20 protein-coding genes are annotated in these 22653 nt (G+C 63.5%); 2 read left to right on the top strand and 18 right to left on the bottom strand.

From position 1 onward, the window contains the following. Positions 1–8 precede the first annotated feature (8 nt). The 4 genes from AB3X99_RS30830 to AB3X99_RS30815 form a co-directional block, all read right to left on the bottom strand. The gene (locus AB3X99_RS30830) at positions 9–860 is read right to left on the bottom strand and encodes a mechanosensitive ion channel family protein (protein WP_368619058.1); all 852 of its coding nucleotides are present in this window, start codon (positions 858–860) and stop codon (positions 9–11) included. Positions 861–1047: 187 nt separating this feature from the next. After that, positions 1048–2400, bottom strand: a complete 1353-nt coding sequence (gene arcA, locus AB3X99_RS30825; protein ID WP_368619057.1) for an arginine deiminase — start codon at positions 2398–2400, stop codon at positions 1048–1050. A gap of 21 nt (positions 2401–2421) precedes the next feature. Continuing rightward, positions 2422–3846 carry a basic amino acid/polyamine antiporter gene (locus AB3X99_RS30820; protein WP_368619056.1) on the bottom strand — a complete coding sequence of 475 codons (1425 nt, stop codon included), beginning with the start codon at positions 3844–3846 and terminating at the stop codon, positions 2422–2424. Positions 3847–3935: 89 nt separating this feature from the next. Then, the gene (locus AB3X99_RS30815; RefSeq protein WP_254315497.1) at positions 3936–4397 is read right to left on the bottom strand and encodes a hypothetical protein; all 462 of its coding nucleotides are present in this window, start codon (positions 4395–4397) and stop codon (positions 3936–3938) included. A gap of 293 nt (positions 4398–4690) precedes the next feature. Between AB3X99_RS30815 and AB3X99_RS30810 the strand changes: the two genes are divergently transcribed. Both AB3X99_RS30810 and AB3X99_RS30805 read left to right on the top strand, forming a co-directional pair. Beyond that, a complete protein-coding gene (locus tag AB3X99_RS30810) occupies positions 4691–6106 on the top strand; it encodes a basic amino acid/polyamine antiporter (RefSeq protein WP_069267102.1) in 1416 nt (471 codons plus the stop codon). A 98-nt stretch (positions 6107–6204) separates the two neighbouring features. Then, positions 6205–7161: a cation diffusion facilitator family transporter gene (locus AB3X99_RS30805; protein WP_342946258.1), complete on the top strand. Its 957-nt coding sequence runs from the start codon at positions 6205–6207 to the stop codon at positions 7159–7161. A 98-nt stretch (positions 7162–7259) separates the two neighbouring features. Here the strand turns inward: AB3X99_RS30805 and AB3X99_RS30800 are convergent, their stop codons facing one another. The 14 genes from AB3X99_RS30800 to AB3X99_RS30735 all read right to left on the bottom strand — a co-directional run bounded on the left by AB3X99_RS30800 (position 7260) and on the right by AB3X99_RS30735 (position 22169). Next, positions 7260–8042 (bottom strand): hypothetical protein, encoded by a 783-nt coding sequence (locus AB3X99_RS30800; protein ID WP_342946635.1) that lies wholly within the window; start codon positions 8040–8042, stop codon positions 7260–7262. A 213-nt stretch (positions 8043–8255) separates the two neighbouring features. Then, a complete protein-coding gene (locus AB3X99_RS30795) occupies positions 8256–9827 on the bottom strand; it encodes an alpha/beta hydrolase (RefSeq protein WP_368619055.1) in 1572 nt (523 codons plus the stop codon). A 119-nt stretch (positions 9828–9946) separates the two neighbouring features. Then, positions 9947–11413, bottom strand: coding sequence for an efflux transporter outer membrane subunit (locus tag AB3X99_RS30790; protein ID WP_368619054.1), 1467 nt, complete (start codon positions 11411–11413; stop codon positions 9947–9949). 70 nt (positions 11414–11483) lie between these two features. Beyond that, positions 11484–13124, bottom strand: a complete 1641-nt coding sequence (locus AB3X99_RS30785; RefSeq protein ID WP_368619053.1) for a proton-conducting transporter membrane subunit — start codon at positions 13122–13124, stop codon at positions 11484–11486. Further along, a complete protein-coding gene (locus AB3X99_RS30780) occupies positions 13121–14635 on the bottom strand; it encodes a complex I subunit 5 family protein (protein ID WP_368619052.1) in 1515 nt (504 codons plus the stop codon). The genes AB3X99_RS30785 and AB3X99_RS30780 overlap by 4 nt, the downstream gene beginning before the upstream one ends. After that, positions 14632–14982 carry an NADH-quinone oxidoreductase subunit K gene (locus tag AB3X99_RS30775; RefSeq protein WP_133184712.1) on the bottom strand — a complete coding sequence of 117 codons (351 nt, stop codon included), beginning with the start codon at positions 14980–14982 and terminating at the stop codon, positions 14632–14634. The genes AB3X99_RS30780 and AB3X99_RS30775 overlap by 4 nt, the downstream gene beginning before the upstream one ends. Further along, positions 14979–15923, bottom strand: coding sequence for a hydrogenase subunit MbhD domain-containing protein (locus AB3X99_RS30770; protein WP_368619051.1), 945 nt, complete (start codon positions 15921–15923; stop codon positions 14979–14981). The genes AB3X99_RS30775 and AB3X99_RS30770 overlap by 4 nt, the downstream gene beginning before the upstream one ends. Then, positions 15920–16213, bottom strand: coding sequence for a monovalent cation/H(+) antiporter subunit G (mnhG, locus tag AB3X99_RS30765; RefSeq protein WP_368619050.1), 294 nt, complete (start codon positions 16211–16213; stop codon positions 15920–15922). The genes AB3X99_RS30770 and mnhG overlap by 4 nt, the downstream gene beginning before the upstream one ends. Further along, positions 16210–16494 (bottom strand): monovalent cation/H+ antiporter complex subunit F, encoded by a 285-nt coding sequence (locus AB3X99_RS30760; protein ID WP_069267111.1) that lies wholly within the window; start codon positions 16492–16494, stop codon positions 16210–16212. Before AB3X99_RS30760 ends, mnhG begins: the two co-directional genes overlap by 4 nt. Next, the gene (locus tag AB3X99_RS30755) at positions 16487–17014 is read right to left on the bottom strand and encodes a Na+/H+ antiporter subunit E (RefSeq protein ID WP_069267112.1); all 528 of its coding nucleotides are present in this window, start codon (positions 17012–17014) and stop codon (positions 16487–16489) included. Before AB3X99_RS30755 ends, AB3X99_RS30760 begins: the two co-directional genes overlap by 8 nt. Before the next feature lie 81 nt (positions 17015–17095). Next, a complete protein-coding gene (locus tag AB3X99_RS30750; protein WP_368619049.1) occupies positions 17096–20173 on the bottom strand; it encodes an efflux RND transporter permease subunit in 3078 nt (1025 codons plus the stop codon). Beyond that, the gene (locus tag AB3X99_RS30745) at positions 20170–21243 is read right to left on the bottom strand and encodes an efflux RND transporter periplasmic adaptor subunit (protein ID WP_368619097.1); all 1074 of its coding nucleotides are present in this window, start codon (positions 21241–21243) and stop codon (positions 20170–20172) included. Before AB3X99_RS30745 ends, AB3X99_RS30750 begins: the two co-directional genes overlap by 4 nt. Positions 21244–21406: 163 nt before the next feature. Continuing rightward, positions 21407–21649: a hypothetical protein gene (locus AB3X99_RS30740; protein ID WP_368619048.1), complete on the bottom strand. Its 243-nt coding sequence runs from the start codon at positions 21647–21649 to the stop codon at positions 21407–21409. 58 nt (positions 21650–21707) lie between these two features. Then, positions 21708–22169, bottom strand: coding sequence for a hypothetical protein (locus tag AB3X99_RS30735; protein WP_069267116.1), 462 nt, complete (start codon positions 22167–22169; stop codon positions 21708–21710). Positions 22170–22653: the final 484 nt, after the last annotated feature.

Genomic DNA, 22653 nt, shown 5'->3' with positions numbered 1-22653 from the left:
ACAACGGCTCACGAGCGCGTGAGCGCCGCATGGTCGGCCGCCATGCGCGCGTTGCCGGTTACGGCGAGTCCCGCTGTGGCGAGTGTTTCGCGCGCATGTCCGCGGATGTCGTCGACGGCGTATTGCGCGTCGGCGTTGCGCACCCAGGCGCGCACCAGCAAGCGCGCGCCGCCGCTGGACGGGTAGCTGTCCACGGCGACCGTCGGCGCGAGCGTCGTGCCGTTCTGCACGCGCGGTTCGGCGGAAACCATCTCCTTGAGCTTGCCGATGGCGGCGTCCACCTGGTCGCGCCGCGCGAGATCGACCGTGACGTCGATACGCTGCGTGCCGCCGCTGCTGTAGTTGATGACGGGATTGCTCCAGATCTGGCTGTTCGGCACGAAGACGACGTTGCCGTCGCCGCGCTCGATGCGCGTGGTGAACAGCCCCACTTCGCACACGATGCCCGCCGCCGCGCCGCTGCCTTCGATCACGTCGCCCGCGCGAAACGGGCGCAGCATCAGCAGCATGATGCCGGCAGCGATGTTTTGCAGCGTGCCTTGCAATGCGAGGCCGATGGCGAGACCGGCGGCGCCCAGCGCGGCGAGCACGCTAGCCGTGGCGATGCCCACCTCGCTGAGCGCGGCAACGAGCGCAATGACGCGCACGGTCCATGCCGCCATACCTGCGAGCATCGGTGCGAGCGTGGGATCGGCGTGCGAGTGCGCGAGCATGCTCGCGAATATGTGCGCCACGCGATTGGAAACCCACCACCCAACCACCAGTATCAGAACGGCGACGATCACATTCATCACGTCGTGTGTCATCGTGGCGAGCAGCGAGGGTTGCAGATGGAAAAGGCGGTTGAGGAAATCGTCCATGATCGGGGATCAGATGGTTGCGATGGGGGCGAGGTGCGCGCATGGCGCACCCCACAGGACTGCGCAGCAGTCCGCATGCCCGTAAGCTTTGAAAGTCTCGACTTCCACGCCCCATCGATCCGGCACCATTGCGGCGCGGAGATGCCGCCGCTGCTTGCGCCCGCAACGATCTCCTCGCCCTGCGACGCTAGAAGTCCACTGCGTCGCGAATGATCGGGCACGTCATGCAATGGCCGCCGCCGCGCCCGCGCCCCAGTTCCGCGCCCACGATCGTCACGACCTCGATGCCGGCCTTGCGCAGCAGCGTGTTCGTATAGGTGTTGCGGTCGTAAGCGAAGACCACGCCGGGCGAGGTGCAAACGAGGTTCGCGCCGCTGTCCCATTGTGTGCGTTCACGCTGGTAGTCGTTGCCGCCCGCTTCCACCACACGCATTTTCTTGATGCGGAGCGCCGCGCTCACCACCTCGACAAAGGACTTCTTCTCCTGGCGCAGCTCCACACCCGCCGGTTGATCGCTGGGCCGGTACGTGAAGGTGCGCGTGCGTGCGAGGAAATCCGGCGCGATCAGCACGCAGTCGCGATCGGCAAAGGTGAAGACCGTATCGAGGTGCATGGCCGCGCGAATTTTCGGCATCGCCGCCACGATCACCTGCTCGGCGGCGCCCTTCTTGAAGAGCGTGGCGGCGAGCTGGCTGATCGCCTGGCGCGAGGTGCGCTCGCTCATGCCGATCAGCACGGTCTTGTTGCCGATGGGCATGACATCGCCGCCTTCGAGCGTCGCCATGCCGTGGTCCTGTGTGGGGTCGCCCCACCACACGTTGACCTTGCCCGCGAAATCCGGATGAAACTGGTAAATCGCCGCGGCTAGAATCGTTTCCTCGTGCCGCGCGGGCCAGTACAGCGGATTGAGCGTCACGCCGCCGTAAATCCAGCAAGTGGTGTCGCGCGTGTAGATCGTGTTCGGCAGCGGCGGCAGCAGATATTCGGTGGACCCGGCCGCTTCGCGCACGACCTTGAGCGCCGCGCCGCCATGCGATTCGGGGAAATCGTGGATCGAAAGGCCGCCGAGCAAGGTCTCGGCCAGCTTGCGATCCTCGAGCTCTTCCAGATAGCTGCGCAGTTCGTCGATGAACCCCAGCCCGACCTGGTTCGGCACGATCTGGTTGTCGAGAATCCACTTCTTGCCTTCTGGCACGGCAACGGTTTCGGCGAGCAGGTTGTGCATTTCCACGACCTCGACGCCGCGGTCGCGCATCTTCGTGACGAAGTCGAAATGGTCGCGCTTCGCGTTGTCGACCCACAGCACGTCGTCGAACAGCAGCTCGTCGCAATTGCTCGGCGTGAGACGCGAGTGCGCCATGCCGGGGGCACACACCATCACCTTGCGCAGTTGCCCGACCTCCGAGTACACGCCAAGCGCGCTCCCTTCCTTCGCCTTGCCCTTGCCGCCCTTCGCGGCTTTCTCCGCCTTTTCTACCTTTTCCGCCTTTTCTACCTTTTCGCCCCTTTCACTCTTGCCACCGCCCTTCGCCTTGGACATATCGATCTCCGCTCGTTCTCGTTAGACCGCCATGGTGCCCGTGGCCAGCGCAACGACGCCTACGATGGCCGCTACGGCCGCCACGATGAAAATGACCCAGTCGCTCGTACGCTGGAAAACCTTCAGCTTGCGCTCGCGCCGCGCGAGGAAATAAAGCACCGTGCCAGGCGCGTAAAGAATCGCCGATAGCAGAATGAACTTGAGACCGCCGGCCACGATCATGAACAACGTGTAGATCACGGCGACCGTGGCCAGCGCGAGATCGCGCCTGCGCTCCTCGGGCCGAACCTCGTAGCTCTCGCCGCGGTTCGAGACCATGAACCCGTAGGCGGCGACGAACAGATACGGAATCAGCGACATCGAACTCGTGAGGTTGAGCATCAGCGAGAACGCATCGCGCGAGAAATACGTGCTCGCGACCAGCAACTGCACGACGATATTGGTGATCCAGAGCGCATTGGCCGGCACGTTGTTGGCGTTTTCGCGCGCGAACACGGCCGGCATGTCCTGATTGCGCGCCGCCGCGAACATCACCTCCGCGCAGATCAGCGACCACGCCAGATACGCGCCGAGCACGGAAACGATCAGGCCGATGCTCACGAAAATCCCGCCCCACGGACCGACCACGCTCTCGAGCACGGCCGCCATGGAGGGCTGGCGCATGCCCGCCACGTCCGCGCGCGGCAGCACGGCGAAAGGCAGCATGGAAACGAGCACCATGAGCGTGGTCACGCCAGCGAAGCCGAAGATCGTTGCACGACCCACGTCCGTGCGCTCCTTCGCGTAACGCGAATACACGCTCGCCCCTTCGATGCCGATGAACACGAACACGGTCACGAACATCGTCGCGCGAATCTGCTGGATGAGGCCGCCCTCTTGCGCGGCGGACTGGATATTCAGGTGGAAGGTCCCGTACTTGAAGACGAACAGGAGGATGACGATGAACACCACGATCGGAATGACCTTGGCGAACGTCACGACAGTGTTGATGAATGCGGCCTGCTTCACGCCGCGCAGAATGAGGAAGTGAAACAGCCAGATGCCGATCGACGCGACGATGATGGCCGTGACCGTGTTGCCGTCGCCAAAAATCGGGAAGAACGCGCCCAGCGTGGACTTGATCAGCACCCAGTACGAAACGTTGCCGATGCAACTGCCGATCCAGTAACCGAACGCCGAGAGGAAGCCGGGGTAATCGCCAAAGCCCTCTTTCGCATAGACGAACACACCGGCGTCGAGATTCGGCTTGCGCTCCGCGAGCGCCTGAAACACGCGCGCGAGCGTGTACATGCCCACGCCCGCCACGAGCCACGCAATCGCCGCGCCGACCGGCCCCGTTGCATTGGCGAAGGTCCGCGGCAGAGAAAAAATCCCGGCGCCCACCATGCCCCCGACTACCATCGCGGTCAACTGCACGCGACTCATCTTCTGCTCGGTATCGGCCATCGGTTTCCTCGCTTTTTGTTTGGAACTGCGCTTTATCGGGCGGCCGGCGCACCGCTGCGCCGCCGTTCAGGCTTCGGGCGCCTGCAGGGTCACCGCGTCACGCGCACCGAGTTGTTGCCCATCAGCACACGCACACGATCACCGGGGACGAATTGCTGATCCGAATCCTGGACCACCGATATCAGTTGTCCCGAATCCAGACGCACGACGATTTCAAGGCCTTGCCGCTGCGTGACGCGCTGCTCCACGGCATTGCCTGCCGCGCCGCCCAGCACGGCGCCGCCAATGCCCGCTGCAACGGCGCCGGTGCCGCGCCCGATGTTGCTGCCTGCCGCGATGCCGCCAAGCGCGCCTCCGGTGATCGCGCCGATGCCCGTTGGGCCCGGCTGGATCGTGACGGGCCGAACCGATTCGACCGCACCGAGTTCGACCACGAACACCTGCTGCGCCTGGGCTGGCGTGAAGACAGAGCCAGAAGTCGGCGCCTCACAGCCGGAAAGCGCGAGCGAAGCAACTGCGGAGCCAAGAAGTGTTGCTGCGAGATATCGCATGAGATTCCCCCTAATGCGGCGCATTGCGGATTCGCTAATTCATTCGACCTGTTTGCTAACGATTACACATAGGGTCATTAGCGAACATTCAACCAATACGTTCCCGGTAATTCTCCTTTTGCTTTCCATCCTCCGGACACCTGACGAACATTATGGAATACGATTCGCACATGATGTATTCAACGTGACATTCGTTCGAGAATAGTTCATCGATTCAATGTGGCGCGCATTTTTTATCCGCGATTTCCCGCGCTTGCATTACGACCGGTCAAAGATCAGAAAAAGGCTCGAACATGAAATCGACGGATGACCAGAAATTGTCGCTGCCGGTCCTGACGGCCATGGTCGTGGGCTCCATGGTCGGCGCCGGCATCTATTCGCTGCCGCGCAACTTCGCGCTCGAAGCGGGCCCAATGGCCGCCGTCATCTCATGGTGCATTGCGGGAGGCGGCATGTATATGCTGGCCCGCGTCTTCCAGCTTCTCGCCGAAATCCGGCCCGACCTCGACTCCGGCATCTTTGCTTATGCACGTGACGGCTTCGGCGGCTACGCCGGCTTTCTCTCTGCGTTCGGCTACTGGATGGCCGGTTGCTTCGGTAATGTCTCTTATTGGGTGCTGATCAAATCCACGCTCGGCGCATTCGTGCCGGCATTTGGAAACGGCAATACACCGATTGCCATTGCCGTTTCGTCCGTCGGCATATGGGCATTTCACTGGATGCTGCTGCGCGGCATTCAGCAGGCCACGCTCATCAATGCGATTCTTACTGTCGTCAAGATTCTGCCCATTTTCGTTTTTATCGGCATTTTGAGCGTCTATGCGAGTGCGGAGCCGTTCACGGACAATCTCGCGGAAAGCGCTCGAGGGCTTGCCCCGCAGGTCAAAGGGACCATGCTCGTGACGGTATTCGTGTTTCTCGGCATCGAAGGCGCAAGCGTCTATTCGCGCTACGCGAAGAAGCGCTCGGACGTGGGCGCGGCAACGGTACTCGGCTTCGCCTTCGTGCTGTTGCTGCTCGTGCTCGTGACGCTGCTGCCCTATGCGCATCTCCCGCGCGTGGATATCGCCGTCATGCGGCAACCTTCGATGGCGTCGGTGCTTGGCGCCGTGATCGGCTCGCCGGGCGTGGTGTTCATCGGCGGTGCGCTCATCGTCTCCGTTCTCGGCGCCTACCTCGCGTGGTCGCTGATCTGCGCGGAAGTGCTGTATGCGAGCGCGAAAGCGGACGCCATGCCAGCCATCTTCGCGCGCCGCAACGCCCGGCAGCTTCCCACCGCCGCGATCTGGCTCACGAGCGGCGTGGTACAGGCCTTCGTCATCAGCACCTACTGGTCCACCGACGCCTTCTCGCTCATGCTGCGCCTCACGAGCGCGATGGCGCTCATCCCCTACTTCTTCGTGGCGACCTTCGGGCTCAAGGCCATCCGCGCACTGCCGCAAGCGGCCATGAGCGCGCGAACGCGCACACTGCGCTATGCCACAGCGGGCATCGCCACGATTTATACACTGTTCCTGCTTTACGCTTGCGGGCTGGAACTGCTCGTCATGTCCGCACTGCTCTATGGACCCGGCAGCCTGCTGTACATGTGGGCGCGTCGCGAGCGTGGCGAGGCGCTATTTTCGCGGCCCGAGTGGTGCGCGTTTCTCGTGGTGATGGGCGGCGGACTCGCCGCGATCGTCGGGCTGAGCACCCCGGCGTGGCGTTAGCCGCGCGCCACGGCGCCTGCCCGCATCCATCGGCCTCGTGACTGCGTTTCGCCTCACCGCTGCCATCCAAACGTTCCAAAGTTCGACAGCGAGGAACCATGCCTATCAGCTACGCGCTCCGCAAGGCGCGGCTCGCAGCGGTCGAGCAGCGCACGATGAAGGTTTCCATTTACGTCGTGTGCCTCGGTTTCGCGGCCAACGTCGGCTATGGCTTCTTCGTGCAATCCGATACGCTGCTGCTCACCGCCATTTTCTATCTGCTCAATCTCGCGAGTTCCGCGCTTGGATTGCTCGTGGCCACCGTGGTGAGCCGGCCCGCGACGACTCGCTTCGAATACGGGTATTGGTTCCTCGAGCCGCTCGTGAACGGCATAAACGGGCTCATGATGCTGCTCGTTTGCGTATATGGCTTCGTGAACGGGATTGAGGGGATACGTTCGGGCGGCCACGTGGTGAATGCGCAAGGCGTCATGCTGATCAGCGCCGCGAGTTGCGTGATCAGCTTTGCCATGGTGGTCTATAAAAAGCGCGCGGCCGCGCAGATCAATTCCAAGCTGCTCAAAACCGACGGCTGGAAATGGATCATGAAATTCTCGTTCAGCGCAGCCACACTGCTCGGCTTTTTCGTGTATTCGATATTGCCCGAAAGCTTTCACTATCTATGGGCGCGCTATGTCGACAGTGCAATGACCGCGGGGCTCTCACTGATTTTTTTCTTTGCGCCAGTGAAGATCGTGAGCACGAGCTTTGCTGAATTGCTGCACATGAGCCCCGAAGAGAACAATCCGCGTTCGGAGATCGAGATGGCGCTTTCGAAGCTCGAACGCGAACTTGGCATTCTGCGCCATCACACACACGTCATCCAGGCGGGCCGGCGTAATTTTGTCGAAGTCAGCGTGCTCGTCGGCGCAACGTCCACGCTAAGCGATCTCGCCTCGCAGGACGAATTGCGCGAACGCATCTGGGAAACGCTCAGCGCGAATCCGCTGGAAAGCCGGCTGATTGTGCAGATTACCGCGGACCCGCGCTGGGAAGACGGACGCCAGCCTGGATAACGCGCGCCTCACCTGAGCGCGCTCGAAGAAGGCGAGTATTCCAGCGGCGTGTCCGGCTCCATCCTGGCGGCCATCGGAAACTTTGTCATCCGAACACGTCAGCGCGGCGACTGGGAATGGTCGATCGCTCCCGGCTGCGGTGGAACCGGGCCGACTGCAAAGCGCGGTGCCGCGTTCGCCACCAGAATCAGGGCGGCACCGGCCAGGCCGCTCGATACGTGCTTCAGCGCATGCCCCGCGATCACATGGCGAGTGAGCTCCCACACCTGCCAGTCAAGGCTCTCAAAGATCTTGGCCAGCCCGTAGAAAACGATCACCATCGTCCAGCCGAATACGCTGTCCACCTTGCGCGTAAGCGTCAAGCCGACGATGAACATGAGCCCGCCGAACTGCAGGATCGCGTACGGCCACAGGCTGTTGAGTGCGAGCCAGTACTCGATCGTGCCTAGCGATACCGCAACCAGGATCAGCAACGGCACCCAGCCTACGCGCTGCCCGGTGTTCGACGTCCAGACCATCGCCAGTATGCCGGCGAAGACGATCGTCATCGGCAGGCGGTCCCAGACGAGCGTCGCGTCGGAAGGTGCCCAGTGATAGTAGGCCGACCCGATTGCGGTCAGCACGAGCCCGAATCCGGCGACTACCATGCCGGGGAATTTTGGCGGCTGCCGCGATGCATTGCGCTTCGCCCAACTGAGGCAGGCGATCCCTGCCGCCAGGATGACGAGATTCGACAGCACGTCCGCGGCATGCGGTATCAAACCCAGCGCGCGTTGGTCGGCGAAGTGGTGATACGACGCCGCCTGCGCCAGCGGCCATACCAGCTGCAACACCGTACCCACCACGAAGAGCATGATGCTGCCGAGCAGCAATCGGGTCATGTTCACGGTGCTCGTCTCCGGGTATGACGCAACACTCAACAGGTGCCGGTGCTCCACGAGTACGTCTGGCCAGCCGGTGGCCACGGCGGCCCCATGCGAGCTTGCGCACCCTGCCCGTATCATCGGACAAACCGGGCTCAGTAACAAGGTCGGCCGACCCGGTGTCTGGATGCTGCCGATTCTTCCAGTCGAGTTGCTGTTGCAGGCGTCGGCTTACGGCTCGACGTAATCATCTCCGGCCTGCTCCAGTTCCCTCAACGCTTCTGCGGGATCCTCCGGCTTCCCGGCAGCGGTCTCATGAGTGCGCCTCGGTGAATCGACAACTGGCGGAGGCATCTTGCCGATGCCCTCGTCGACGCGTTGCAGGAGATACGGGAAGAACGGATTCGATGCAATCCGGAACATCGAGTCGAGCGTCAGAATCAACGTGCCGCGTTCTCCGCGCGGCGCGAGCGTACCAAGGTTGACATTGAAGTTCTCGTCGTCGCCCGGCTCGATGCCGTAGAGTGCGTCCGTCACGGGAAATGGAATCGCGACATGCGATAAGGAAAAAATATCCGGAGGATAGTCAATTTCCAAAGGGCGAACGTGAGTTGCCACACTGCCGGCATCGACACTGCGTTCGACCGTATGAGCCGAATCCTGGGAGGCGTTGGCAATGACCGTGGTGCGATAGTTCTGCGGCCCGATGCGCAGCAGCCGTGTGAGCGCCGAATAGGACGCGACGCGCAGGAAGGTTCTGAAACTCACGCTGCGGTTCACATCGAACAACACGATTTCGCTGCCGTTTGCGGGAAGCTTGTCATACAACGACGACATGACAGCAGGGGTGCTGACCGTGAAATCGGTCACCGACTGGAACGTCAGCACGGGAGGGAGCGAATTCAACCGATTCTCACGCTCGAGCCTCGCCATCTGCTCCTGGATCGCGCGGGTTAGCAACCAGGACTGACGCGCTGCGTTCACCGGGAACGAGTTGAATTTGAAGGGGTTGAATTCCGGCACGATGCCAAGCCAGGCGGCCCGCGCGAACGCGGGCAACATCGCGGGTAGTCCCACGAGGCCCGCAAACCGCGCGTAACGCGTGACTCCGATCATCGGCGAAATGAGCACGAGCCGGGTGGGACGCGTGAGCGCGGGGTTCTCGATGGCGTCCATTGCATATTGCAGGGCAAGCGCGCCGCCGTTCGAGAAGCCTATCAGTTCCAGCGGCTTGTCCGGGCCCACGCGCCGGCGCGCTTCGCGAACCGCGAGTCGCGTTGCTGCGGCCCATTCTTGCCATGTGACATTGGTCAGTCCCGCAGGCACGGTACCGTGTCCAGGCAAACGGATGGCGATCGCGACAAAGCCCCGGTCACGATAGTTGCGCGCGATGTGCCGCAAACTGTAGGGCGAGTCCGTCATGCCGTGCAGCAGCACGACCGCTCCCACCGGCGGTCCGGGAGGTTCCAGTATGTACGAGCGGTTCCAGTCCTGAGCGAAGTGCTCTGGATAGATCGGTGAGCCTTCGTAGTATCGGTTCGACGGGACACGCTCGGATGCGTCGATCTTTTCGACGACGTTGACGCGCACATCCTCGAAAAGCCGCGACTCCTCCCGCATGTACGCACTCCAGTCGCCGGCGTCTATTGCTTCGACGGTCATCTCCCGCGGCACGTAGGTGTGCCAGACCGATAGTTGCGGGCCGCGCAGCGAAGACCATGCCCGCAAACCCAATGCGAGTAACGCGAGCACGACCAGGATCGACACGCATATTTTTATTACCTTCAGCGACGTGCGTAGCATGGGTTTTCTCTTGGAAGCAACTTCAAAACACAGAGTGACCTTGACCTTCTTCTGCTGCGTATCAATTCGACCGGATGCTTCGTGATGCGCAGCCTGGCCCTATGTCTTTAAAGCCTGTGTCACCTGCCCTGCGATGCATTGCCCTTTCGGTCGGCGCTCAGGGACACGGGCGTATGCGAATCGGCGATATCCACCCAGCCGCCACCCATGGCCTGATACACGCTGATCACCTGGTTATAGCGCGAGGCCTGCAAGTTGGCGAGCGCAAGCTCGGCGGAGAACAGGTCGTTTTCGGATATCAGCACTTCGAGATAGCCGATCAACCCGTCTTCGAACTTGAGCCGCGAGAACCTCGCATATTCGCGCAAAGCATCGACGCGCTGCTGCTGAAGCGCGGTCTGCTCGATGGTCATTTGTGAGCTGACGAGCGCATTATTGGTGTCGTTGAACGCGCCCAGCACCGTCTGCCTGTAGACCAGTTCGGCCTGGCGCTTTTGTGCCTCGGCTGACTGCACCTGGCCACCAATCGCACCCGACGTGAAGATCGGCCCGGTGAGTCCTGCTGCGACCGACCAGAGCGAGGCGGGCCCGGAAAGGAAGTCGCCGAACGCGGTACTGACCGAACCCAGCGCCCCCGTCAGCGAGATAGTGGGATAGTAAAGCGCACGCGTGGCGCCGACATTCGCATTGGCCGCGACCAGATTCTGTTCGGCCTGCAAAATATCGGGCCGCCGCTCGAGCAGTGTCGAAGGCAGATCCGCCGGAATGACAGGAAGCACCAGCTCGCTCACCGACTTGCCTCGCGCAATGGGCGCGGGATTACGTCCCAGCAGAATAGAAATGCCGTTTTCCACGATGGCGATCTGCTGTTTGATGGCCGGTATCGCGGATTGAGCCAGCTTGTACTGCGAGCGCACCTGGGACAGCTCCGTCTGGGAAACCAGGCCGTCGCGATAGCGCAACTCGAATATGCGTAATGTTTCGCCGAAGTTACTCGCCGTGGCCCGTGCGACTTCGAGTTGCCGGTCGAGCCCGCGCAGCGTGATGTAGCTGGTCGCCACGCCTGTCACCAGCGAAAGCACGACGCCCCGCTGGGCCTGTTCGCTGGCATAGACCTGCGCCTGCGCGGCTTCGGTCAGGCGTCTTACCCGGCCGAACAGGTCGATTTGCCAGGAAGCGGATAGCATGCCCTGATAAAGATTGAATACGGGATCGAGCAAGGGGGACAGCGGTGGCATCCCGACCTCGCTGTTCCGGTTGCGGCTCACGTTGGCGCCATAGCCGATCTGCGGGAGACCCTGCGAGCGCGCAGCGCGCAACAAGCCGATGAACTGGTCGATACGCGCCGCTGCGATACGCACGTCCAGATTGCCCTGCAGTGCGGTTTGAATCAGGTCGTTCAACACCGGATCGTCGAATTGCTCCCACCACGCCGTGTCGACGACTTCTTCAGCCGCGGGCAAATCGACCCGCCACGTTGCGGGCACCGCCACCTCGGGGCGACTGTAATCGGGCCCCACGCTAATGCAGCCGGCCAGGCAACTGGTAGCGGCGGCGAATATCGCAGCACGCGTCAGCGTTCTCATGACGTACTCCAGGTTCTACTGCGACCGCGTCCCGTATGCGCAGGCGGTGCGGTCGGTTGCGCCACACACATCACGCCGCCACCGCGAGCAGGCCGCCGAGCAGCAGCGCCGCGAGCAACAGCGTCAGACAGGACACGGCCCATCCGCGTACGAACGCATCCGTACACACAGCAATTCGTGCGGCCCCCGTGCTGCCGCGTTGCAGTCCGCGCAGGAAGCCAGAGATATCTCCCACAGGCACGGACGGCACCGTCTTGCCCCATCGGTTCCAGCCAATCGCGAGCGCCGCGCCAACGAGTACCGGCCAGAGTGCCGACCACAGCGCCGCGGGCGCCAGGGCCTCGGGTAGCGAGCCTGCCGGGATACGCAGATACAACACCCACGGAACGGCGAGCGAGACCACGACCATTGCCAGCCATGCCCCCCTGAACGGCCCCGGCGCGCGTGCGTGGGAATCGGTCGTGGCCACTGCACCCAGACAGCGCACGAAATGAAGCATCAGCAACGTGGTCGCGGCTGAAGACGCCGCAGCCAACGACCCGGCCAGATCGCCGCCCAGCAGGTCCTTGGCCGCGTACTTGGCCAGTGCGCCGCCCGTCAACGGCAATCCGCCCAGTCCAAGCGCGATGACCGCCGTGGGCAGCAGCACTCGTCGCAACGATCCGGCACCCGTCAATGCGACCACGCCCACGGCCAGAAACAAAGTGCCTTTGACGAGCAGATGGTGCGCGGCATAGTAAGCGGCTGCCACGACGGTAGTGGGGTCGCCTGCGGCGAGCCCCATGCCGATCACGGCCATCAGGAAGCCCATCTGGCTGACGCTCGAGTATGCAAGCACGACTTTCGGCTGGGCCTGAGTGATACCGATCGCCACGCCGTAGAACGCGCCGACCATGCCCAGCGCCGCGAAAGGGATGCCAAAGTGCGGCCATGCGTCGTTGAAAGTAAATGGCAGAAAACGAACCAATGCGATTACGCTGGCCTTGACCACCGCGCCGCTGAGCACCGCCGCCGCCGGAACAGGCGCCGCGCGATAGGCGTGCGGCATCCAGACATGCAGCGGCACCATCCCGGCCTTCATGCCGAGGCCAACCAGGAGCAATAGCAGCGTGGCGTTGCGCCAGGGCGAGCCCGGCAAGGCTGCAGCCGCATCGCGAATCAGCAGGCTGCCGCCAGGCGTGGCCTGTGCGAGCAGGACCAATCCTCCCAGCACGAAAGCCTCGGCCAGTAATGCAACGCCAAGATAAAGCGCGCCCGCGTATCGGGCTTCGGGCCCATCGCCCTGGAGCACCAGCCCGCTGGCGCCGACACTCAACACCGCCAGCATCAGATAGAAGCCAATCAGGTCGGCCGTCAGGAACACGCCCACGCTGCCGGTCAAGGCCATGAGCCAGCAGACGACGAACCCATCGATATCTTCGCGACCGCGTACATATCGTGCGGCATAGATTCCGGCGAAGAACCACAACAGCGCCGCCGTGCCGAGCAACACCGCGCCTGGCGTATCGAGCGCGAAACTGAGGGCGAACCGGCTGTGGCCGAGCATCAGGGTTTCGCTCTGGCTGGCGCCGACGGCCGCGGCCAGCGCGGGCAGCGCAGCGACCGCGAACCATGACGGCAGGCGCCTGCGAACCGGCGCCGACGCACAGAGCAGCAGCATCAGCAATGGCAACCCGACGGCTGCGACGAGCAGAGCCTGGGAAACGTTCATGGCAGCCCCGCTGGCGGCATCACTGTGCGGCCAATCTGGGCCACGTCGACCGGCAGCAGCACGGCGAGGCCAAGCAGGAACGAACACGTTGCGAGGCCAAGCACGGCGAGCTGCTGGTAACGAGGCACCTGCTTTTGCGGCGACCAGCCGGGCGCAGCGGGCTCCATCGCACGCACGACCACCATGAAGACGTAGACGCTCGTGAGCAGGCCGCCGATCAGCATGACCAGCGCCCACCACCATTGCCCCGTCGCGAGTGCCGCCGACATCAGCAGCCACTTGGCCAGAAAGCCCCCGGAAGGCGGCAAGCCGATCAACGTGGCGCCGGCCAGCGCGAAAGCGGTCAGCGTCATGGGCAGGGCGCGCCCCGCGCCGCGCAGGTCGGCCAGACGGTCATGCCCCAGCGTGCTATAGATCAGACCGGCCGCGAGGAACATGGCCGCTTTTGCGCTCGCGTGCGATACGGCCTGCAACAGGCCACCCGTGACGGCCCGAGCACTTTCGTGCTGCACGGCAAGCGGGAACAGCAGGAACAGATAGCCGATCTGGGCGACCGTCGAGTAAGCGATCAAGAGCTTCAGCCGCACCTGGCGCAGCGCCACCACATTGCCGAAGAGGATCGCGAGCGCCCCGAGGCCTGCGAGGAGTTGCGAGCAGGACCCGCTTGCGATGCCGGCGAAGACGTCGACCCACAACCGCACCACCACGAACCACGATCCCTTGATGACCAATGCCGACAGCAGCGCGCTCGCGGCGGCCGGTGCGCCCGCGTGCGCAGGCGGCAACCACAGATGCAGCGGGAACAGCGCGGTTTTGGCGAGCATGCCGGCCGTCATCAACCCCAACGCGGCCCAGGCTAGCGGCTGCGCCCCGATCCTCGCGGCAAGCAGCGCAATGTCCAGCGTGCCATAGGCGCCATAGAGCAGAAAAACCCCCAGCAAATAAAGCATCGAGCCGATCAGCGCGTATAACAGATAACGCAACGCAGCCTGCAATGTTTCGGCGCGGCCATCGAGGGACACGAGTGGAACGCCCGCAAAAGTCAGCAGTTCGAGCGCGACGTAGAGCGTGAAAATGTCTGCGCTCACAAACACCAGATTGAGCGCTCCCCATACCGCCAGCAGCAGCAGCCAGAACGCCAGCGGCGCGCGTGCCTCGTTCGTGCCGGACGGTGTGCCGAAGTCGCCATTGGCGTAAATCGCCACCGCCCCCACCACCACGGCAACCACGAGCATCATGCACACCGAGAGGCCGTCGGCGCGGAGCATGACGCCCAGCGGCGGCGCCCAGCCGCCCAGCAGATAGCGCAATGCGTCGCCCGAGACCAGCAGCCTCGCCGCAATCTCCAGCACGAGGCCGAAACCGAAGGCGATCGTCACCCAGGCCACGCGTTGCGCGTGGCGTCCGCCGAGCGCCAACCCTGCCAGCATCCCGGCAAAAGGCAGCAACACGACGAGCGTCAGCAGCAGCCCGCCCGGCGTCGATTGCCCCGTGAGCGCCAGCGTCGTCACCTCGCCTCCGTATTGGCGCGGGCACCGCCCGACGCCGCATCACCGTCCGCCGACAGAGAATTCGAGCCCGTTTCCGCGAACCTGCGCAGCATGAGTCCGACTGCGAGCGCGGAAGCGGCGAACGACACGACAATCGCCGTGATCAATAGCGCCTGCGGCACCGGGTCGCCGGACATGCCGGCGCCAGCTCCCCGATGCGCGATCACGGCACAGGCCAGAAAGACGCCATTGCCCGTGAGGTTGAAGGCCAGCACCTTGCGCAAGGGCTGCGGGTTGACGATCAGGCCATAGAGGCCGAGACCCACGAGGGCAGCGGCGGTCAAGCCGAACAACTGCGAGACGTTCATGGGCTCACCTCCGGCCGCTGCGGTGGACCGACGAGCAGGAGGACCAGGGTCACGGCAAGCGAAGGCAGCAGCGCGGCTTCAATGATGATGATCCACACCTTCGCCCAGCCATCGGGGTACGCGAGAAACGCTCCCGCCACGACGGCGCCGAGCAGGCCAAGCGCGATGAACACCGCCGGCCCGACGATAAGGACGGCGCGCAGCCAGCGCCGGCTGACCGGCGGCGCATCGCGCAAACCGGACATCATGACGAGCAGCCACATGGCGGCAATCACCGTGGCGCCCTGGAACTTGCCACCCGGATGATCGGCGCCGACCCAGAAAATGTAGATGCCGATCACGACGCCGATCGGCGGCAATACACGCGCGAGATACACCAGAATGTCGTTGGGACTCACCCCCTGCGCCAGTCCCGGCCTGCCGCCCCAGCAGCGGTCCGGCGCCAGCGACCAGACGCCGACCACGCCGAACAGCAACACGATGGCTTCCAGCAGCGTGTCGATCGCGCGGAATGACAGCAGGACGGCCGTGATCGGGTTGCCGACGCCAGTGGCCTGAATGTGTCGCGCCACCTCGGGCGCCAGGGTCGGCGCGGGGTCCGGCAAGCTCAACAGGCTCACGGCAATCACGACGGCGACCGCCGTGGCGGCCACGCCTGCCGCGACACGCATCGCGAGGCCCGGCGTTTCTGCCTGGGCCGCCGCTTCAGTGATCTCGAGCCGCGACGCCGCGCGGATCAGCAGCGCGCCGGTCAGGCCCGCACCGATGGCCGCTTCGGTCAATGCGACGTCGACAGCACGAAGCACTAGCCAGGCCAGCGTGAGCAGCAGGCCGTAAGGAATGAATCCGGCGACCGCGGCGAACGTATCGCGCACGACGACCGTCCAGAGCGCAAGCCCCAGCAACAGGATGCCGATACCGACGGAGATCGCGGCGATCATGCGCGCTCCTCCTGCCGGCGCGCGGCGCGCGCGATGAGCTGCGACACATCGGACGACGTCAGCATTACCAGCAGCCAGACCACGATCAGCTTGAGGGCGATCACGATGTGACCCGTCTGCGGCAACAGCCCCAGCACCACCATGCCCAGGCCTAGATTGTCGGCCTTGGTCAACGCGTGCAGCCGCGTGTACGTGTCCGGGAACCGCAACAGCCCGACTGTGCCGGCCACGAAAAAGACAACGCCGGCCAGCATGGCAATGATCGTGAAAATATCGGCTGCGGCTTTCATTTCCGGTCCTCTTTCGCGATATCGCCTTCTGCCTGACGATCGGCCTTGACGAAGGCGACCGACGCGAACGCCGCAAGCACGGCGAGCGTCAACGCCACATCCACGACAGCCTCGACGCCGCTTGCCGTGCCGACCAGCAACAACGCCGCGATCCCTCCCGTGCCGAACAGTTGCGCGGCCATCATGCGGTCGGCGCGCGTGGGCCCGCGCAGCACCGACAGCAGGCCCACGGCCACCATCAGCAGCACCAGCGCGCAAACGGCGATGAGCACGTCAGCCATGACGTTCACCGCTGACCAGCGCGCCCGCGAGGCGCCGTTCTTCGTCCGCCAGTTGTTCGTCGACCCGCTTCGAGGTGTCGAGGCAGTGGTAAACGAGTCCGTCCGCGGTCTCATCTACCGGCAGCGACCCCGGCAAGAGGCTCGTGATGATGGCGAAACCATTGCGCGCCGTTCCCGGCGGAAAACCGACACGATAGACCACGATACCGGGCCGCAAAGGCAGGCGCGGGTCCAACGCGCGGCGCGCCACGTCGATGCCCGCGAGCAGGGACTGCAAGAGGAAATGCGGAACGAAGACGAGTAAGGCGCCGAGCCGTACCCTTCCCGCGACGGGAGGCAGGAGCCGCAGGCTCATCTGCGTCGCGACGAGCGTCGCGATCAGGCCGCAGACGAGATCGGCCGGCTTGACGCTCGGCATCAGGATGATCCATAGCGCGAGAAAGCAAACCGCGCGTGTCAGCGCGACGCGCCAGTGCGAACGCCAGTCGAGCAGAAAAGCACGAAGCGTTGGTGAGCTCATGGAAGATACGCCTCCTCTATCGAAAAACCAGCGAGCGCGAAAACGGCGGGCGTCTGCCGGATGGCGTCAGGCCCCGGCGGCTCAGGTCGCCCCGCTCGCCATCCCCGACGACTGCGACGGCGGCCGGTCTTCCTTGCCAAACACCACCATGTACAGGGCCGGCAGGAACACCAGGGTCAGCAGCGTCGCCACCAGCAAGCCGCCCATGATCGCGAAGGCCATGGCGCCCCAGAACACCGTAGGCGCGATCGGGATCAGGCCAAGCACGGTCGAGATCGAGGTCAACATCATTGGCCGGATGCGCGATGTGCCCGAAGCGACAACGGCCTCGAGTACGCCCATGCCCTCGTGTCGAAAAGTCTCGATCTGCACGATCAGGATCAGGCCGTTCTTGGCGATCATGCCGATCAACGCAAGAATGCCCAGAATGGCGACGAAACCAAGCGGCCGGTTGAACACCAGCAGTGCGAGCACCACGCCGATCAGGCCCAATGGCATCACCGAGACCACCATGGCCAGGCGCCTGAAGCTCACCAGCAGCAGCATCATGCTCGTCAGCATCAGCACGATCATCACCGGGACCACGGCAAATACCGAGGCTTGCGAAGTCGCGCTTTCCTCGAAGATGCCGCCAGTCGCGACGTGGTAACCCTTGGGCAGCTTCGCGTTGAACGCATCGATTTTCGGCGCGAGCGTTGCGACGACTTCGTCGGGCAGCTCGCCATGCATCACGTCGGCGCGCACCGTGAGCGTCGGCACACGGTTTCGCCGCCATATCAGCGGCGACTCCTGTTCCTCCGTGAACGTCGCGAACTGACTGAGTGGAACCATGCGCCCGCTCGGCGTGGGCACCTGCAGCGTACTCAGTGACTGCACCGTCAGCGGCTGCTCTTCCTGCGCGCGCGCCACGACGTTGACGAGGTAGATGTCGTCGCGTATCTGCGTGAGTGGCGTTCCGGTAATGACGGTGTTCATGATGGCGGCCAGCGCGGCGGAACTCACGCCGAGCTGACGCGCTTCATCCTGGTTGATGTGGATGCGGATCTGCCGGGCCGGCTCCATCCAGTCGAAATTGATGTGGCGTGTTCGCTCGTCGGAACCCACGATACCGGCCAGATCGAGTGCGGCCCTGCGCACCTGCGCCGGGTCGGGCCCCGAGACGCGATACTGCAGCGGCCACCCCACCGGCGGTCCCAGTTCCAGCGGCGACACGCGGGCGACGATACCGGGGAACTGCTCGCTCAGCGTCTTCTCCAGTTTCAATTGCAGCCGGTCGCGCGCCTCGAGACTTTTCGCGACCACGATGACCTGTGCGAAAAACGGATTAGGCAACTGAACATTGAGAGTAAGAATAAAGCGCACTGCGCCGCGGCCCACATAGCTGCTGAAGTGATCGACATCGGGATCGCTTTTCAGAATGGCTTCGAGTCGCGCGACCTGGTCCGCGGTCGCGTGGATGGACGCGTTCTGGCGCAAGGTCAGATCCACCGTCAGCTCCGGCCGGTCCGAGGCGGGAAAGAACTGCCGCGGCACGAACCGGACGAGGAAGATCGACACCACGAACGCCGCGAGCGTGACGGCAATCGTCAACCACCTGAGCCGCAGCGCGCCGCGCAGGAAGCGGTCATAGGCCATGAGCATCTTGCCGGGCTTGCGCGGCTCCTTTTCGGCCTTGGGCGCTTTCAGGATTGCCACACCGACGAGCGGCGAGAAAATCACCGCACCGAACCACGACGCGAGCAGCGCGATGGCGACTACCGCAAAAATAGAAAACGTATATTCGCCGGCCGAACTCTTTGCGAAGCCAATCGGCACGAAACTGGAAATCGACACGAGCGTGCCGATCAGCATTGGCGCGGCCAGCGTACGGTACGCGAACGTCGCCGCCTGATCCTTGCTGTCACCGGCGGCGAGGCGATTGATCATGGCGTCGACGGTGGTCATGGCGTCGTCGACCAGCAAGGTCAGCGCGATGATCAGCGCGCCCAGCGAGACCCGGTGCAGGTCGATGTGCACGACGTCCATGATCCCGAAGACAATCGCCAGCGTCAGCGGGATAGACAATGCCACTACCGTCCCCGGCCGTATGCCCAGACTCACGAAGCTGCACACCAGGATGATGATGATCGCCTGCCAGAGCGACGCCATGAAGTCGTTGATCGCCACGTCGACGGTATCTGACTGATTGGCGACCAGGAACGGCTCGATGCCAGCGGGCAGGTTCGCGGTGGCGTCGGCCATCTCGGCCTTCAGGTTGCGACCGAGCGCCAGTATGTCGCCCGAATCGCGCATGGCGATCGCGAGGCCGATGGCCGGCCTGCCGTTGACGCGGAGCATTGGCTGTGGAGGGTCGGCGAAACCGCGTCTCACGGTGGCGATGTCGCCGAGGCGAACGATGCGCCCTCCCAGCACGAGGTTGACATTCTCGATGTCGCGTTCGGAATCGAAGGCGCCCGTCACCCTGAAGAACACCCGCTCCTGCCCGGTTTGCAGGACGCCGGTCGGCCTGATGAGATTTTGCGCTCTCAATGCGGCGACGATGGTCGGGTAGTCCAGACGCAAGCCCGCCAGACGGGTGGTCGAGAATTCGATGTAAATCTGTTCGTCCTGAGCGCCCAGGACCTCGATCTTCGAGACGTCCGGCACCAGCAGCAGGCGCGAGCGAATCGCCTCGACGCGATCGCGCAACTCGCGCATGTTGTAGCCGTCGGCGGTGAAGCCGTAGATGATGCCGTAGGTGTCGCCGAAGTCGTCGTTGAAGAACGGCCCGAGCGTTCCCGCCGGGAGCGTTTGTCGCATATCGTCCACGTTTTTGCGAACCTGATACCAGACGTCCTGGACTTCGGAGGGTGGCGTGGACTGCAGAAGATCGACGAAGATTGTCGTCTGACCCGCTGTCGTATAGCTGCGTATGCGATCCAGGTGACGGGTCTCCTGCAACGTGCGTTCGAGCCGCTCGGTCACCTGCGAGAGCGTGTCGTCGACAGTGGCCCCCGGCCACGCAGCGGCCACCACCATGGTGCGGAATGTAAAGACCGGATCTTCGGCGCGCCCCAACCCCAAGAATGACAGGGTTCCCGCGACCAGCGCAGCGATCATGAGGAACACGACCAGGGGGCGCTTCGAAAGCGCCCACTCGGATAGATTCGGGCCAATCACCTGGCTGCCTCGGTCCAGTTAATTTTCTGTCCCGGCCGCAATGCCTGCACGCCGGCAGTCACGACCACGTCGCCCGTGTTGAGACCTTGCGACACCTCAACGCGGTCCTCGCCATACGCCTGAAGCTCGACCTCACGCGCCGAAACCGTCCCTGTCTTCGTATCGACCACCCAGACCGCCGGCTTCCCTCCTGGCTGGATCAGGGCGCTCGAAGGAATTTCGATGGCCGCCGCGCGCGGGAGCGTCATGTGGCCAATGACCGTACTGCCAAGGCGCATGGCTGCCGGCGGATTGAGGACTTGAACCCGGACCGCAAAGGTTCCGGTCACCGGATCGGCGCGGGGCGATACTTCGCGCACCTTACCAACGGCGGTGACCTCGGGGTTGCTGGCAAGCGCGATGACGATGTCGGGACTGGCCGGCGCGACGTCCTTGATCGCGGCGGGTACATCGAATACGGCATCCACCGCGCCCTCGCGAGCGATCTGCACGATCATGCGGCCAGCCGGAACCACCTCGCCCGACTCCGCTCCGCGCGCCGTCACCACGCCGGCTACGTCGGAAACGAGGTCGGTATAGCTCAGCCGGTTCTGCGCGATGTTGACCAACGACTGCGCCGAATCGACTTGCGACTGGGTGATCTTTGCCATCGCTTCCGACTGCTCGAACGAAGCACGCGACACGGCATGCTCCGCAAGCAGATCGCGCATGCGGGTGAACATCGTGCGCGCTTCCAGGGCTTGTGCCTGCGCGGCGGCCAACTGTGCCCGAGCGGACTGCAGGCTGCTTTCCTCGTTCATCCGGTCAAGCCGCGCCAGTACCTGGCCCGCCTTGACACGGTCCCCGACATCGACGTTGCGGGACGTCATTCTTCCGTCGATACGGAACGATTGATTGATCTCGGCCTGCGCCTGCAATCTTCCGGTCAAGGCGATGGTCGCTCCGGCCTCCTGCTTTTCTATCCTGACGACGCGTACCGGGCGCACTTCCGTCACCTGCGCCTCTTCGCCCTTACGGCAGCCCGCCAGGAGTCCGCCCGCCGCCGTTAGACACAGCGCACACAGCGTCACGGCCAAAGGCCGCGACACCATTCGACCTGCAGCATGATTCGCAAACACTGGCGTATTCCTCTGGATCCCTGGACAGGTTGCCCGTGTCCACCGTGAAATGGCTTCGCGCCCTGTTGCGGCCCCGCCGGGCGTGCCGGTGTATTCATCCGAAAACAACGACGATTCAAGCGCTAGAACTCGACGACACCGGGCGACGTTCCAGACTGACGATGAACACCACGGTCGGAATGACGTTGGCGAACGTCACGATGGTGTTGATGAACGCGGCCTGCTTCACGCCGCGAAGAATGAGGAAATGAAACAGCGAGATGTCAGCCGACGCCACGACGATGGCCGCGCCCACCACGCCGCCGACTACCCTCGCGGTCAACTGCACGCGACTCATTTTCTGCCCGGTATCGGCCATCGGTTTCCTCGGTTCGACACTTCGTTTTATCGAGAGGTCAACGACACCTGCGTTCACTTCATCGCGTCACGCGCACCGAGTTGTTGCCGAGCAGCACACGCACGCGGTCACCCGGAACGAACTGCTGATCCGCATCCTGGACAATCGACATCAGTTGCCCCGAATCCAGACGCACGACGATTTCAAGGGCTTGCCGCTGCGTGACGCGCTGCTCGACGGCATTGCCCGCCGCGCCGCCCAGCACGGCGCCGCCGATGCCCGCCGCTACGGCACCCGTGCCGCGCCCGATGTTGCTGCCAGCCGCGATGCCGCCAAGCGCGCCGCCGGTTATTGCGCCAATGCCCGTTGGACCAGGCTGGATCGTGACGGGCCGCACGGATTCGACCGTACCGAGTTCGACCACCATCACCTGCTGCGCCTGGGCCGGCGAGAAGACAGAGCCCGAAGTTGGCGCCTCGCAACCGGAAAGCGCGAACGAGGCGACTACAGAGCCAAGAAGTGTTGCAGCGAGAAAACGCATGACATTTCCCCTAATGCGGCGCATTGCGGATTCGCTAATCTATTCGGCCTGTTTGCTAACGATTCCACGCATAGTCATTAGCGAACATTCAGCCAATACGTACGCGGAGCATTGTCTTTTGCCGTCCATCCTCCGAATACCTGACGAACATTATGGAATACGATCCGCACAGATGTATTCAACGTGCCATTCGTTCGAAAATGGTTCAGCGATTCAATGTGGTGCGCATTTTTTATCCATCTGCTTCGGCTTATGTCTCTTACCGGTGCTGAACAAAATCCACGCCTGGTGCAGTTCTGGAAACGGCAATACGCCGATTGCGCCCTCATTTTCGTCGCGCAAGCGGAGCGACTTTGCCTCAGGTATAGACAGATGCGCTGGTCGATCTCCAGCACGATGCGTCGACGGCAATGACAAGCCGGGTTCGATCGCGATTGCGACGCGTCGCCTGGTTCTTGATCGGCTAACTACCACGAGATGCGTT

The organism is Paraburkholderia sp. BR10882, assembly GCF_040948855.1.
GTDB lineage: Bacteria > Pseudomonadota > Gammaproteobacteria > Burkholderiales > Burkholderiaceae > Paraburkholderia > Paraburkholderia nodosa_A.
This window is presented reverse-complemented; position numbering and strand designations above follow the sequence as displayed.

What these genes read in the sequence shown, in the direction of transcription:
- AB3X99_RS30830 (WP_368619058.1), bottom strand. Translation starts at nt 860, where the DNA reads ATGGACGATTTCCTCAACCGCCTTTTCCATCTGCAACCCTCGCTGCTC.
- arcA (WP_368619057.1), bottom strand. Translation starts at nt 2,400, where the DNA reads ATGTCCAAGGCGAAGGGCGGTGGCAAGAGTGAAAGGGGCGAAAAGGTA.
- AB3X99_RS30820 (WP_368619056.1), bottom strand. Translation starts at nt 3,846, where the DNA reads ATGGCCGATACCGAGCAGAAGATGAGTCGCGTGCAGTTGACCGCGATG.
- AB3X99_RS30815 (WP_254315497.1), bottom strand. Translation starts at nt 4,397, where the DNA reads ATGCGATATCTCGCAGCAACACTTCTTGGCTCCGCAGTTGCTTCGCTC.
- AB3X99_RS30810 (WP_069267102.1), top strand. Translation starts at nt 4,691, where the DNA reads ATGAAATCGACGGATGACCAGAAATTGTCGCTGCCGGTCCTGACGGCC.
- AB3X99_RS30805 (WP_342946258.1), top strand. Translation starts at nt 6,205, where the DNA reads ATGCCTATCAGCTACGCGCTCCGCAAGGCGCGGCTCGCAGCGGTCGAG.
- AB3X99_RS30800 (WP_342946635.1), bottom strand. Translation starts at nt 8,042, where the DNA reads ATGACCCGATTGCTGCTCGGCAGCATCATGCTCTTCGTGGTGGGTACG.
- AB3X99_RS30795 (WP_368619055.1), bottom strand. Translation starts at nt 9,827, where the DNA reads ATGCTACGCACGTCGCTGAAGGTAATAAAAATATGCGTGTCGATCCTG.
- AB3X99_RS30790 (WP_368619054.1), bottom strand. Translation starts at nt 11,413, where the DNA reads ATGAGAACGCTGACGCGTGCTGCGATATTCGCCGCCGCTACCAGTTGC.
- AB3X99_RS30785 (WP_368619053.1), bottom strand. Translation starts at nt 13,124, where the DNA reads ATGAACGTTTCCCAGGCTCTGCTCGTCGCAGCCGTCGGGTTGCCATTG.
- AB3X99_RS30775 (WP_133184712.1), bottom strand. Translation starts at nt 14,982, where the DNA reads ATGAACGTCTCGCAGTTGTTCGGCTTGACCGCCGCTGCCCTCGTGGGT.
- AB3X99_RS30770 (WP_368619051.1), bottom strand. Translation starts at nt 15,923, where the DNA reads ATGATCGCCGCGATCTCCGTCGGTATCGGCATCCTGTTGCTGGGGCTT.
- mnhG (WP_368619050.1), bottom strand. Translation starts at nt 16,213, where the DNA reads ATGAAAGCCGCAGCCGATATTTTCACGATCATTGCCATGCTGGCCGGC.
- AB3X99_RS30760 (WP_069267111.1), bottom strand. Translation starts at nt 16,494, where the DNA reads ATGGCTGACGTGCTCATCGCCGTTTGCGCGCTGGTGCTGCTGATGGTG.
- AB3X99_RS30755 (WP_069267112.1), bottom strand. Translation starts at nt 17,014, where the DNA reads ATGAGCTCACCAACGCTTCGTGCTTTTCTGCTCGACTGGCGTTCGCAC.
- AB3X99_RS30740 (WP_368619048.1), bottom strand. Translation starts at nt 21,649, where the DNA reads ATGGCCGATACCGGGCAGAAAATGAGTCGCGTGCAGTTGACCGCGAGG.
- AB3X99_RS30735 (WP_069267116.1), bottom strand. Translation starts at nt 22,169, where the DNA reads ATGCGTTTTCTCGCTGCAACACTTCTTGGCTCTGTAGTCGCCTCGTTC.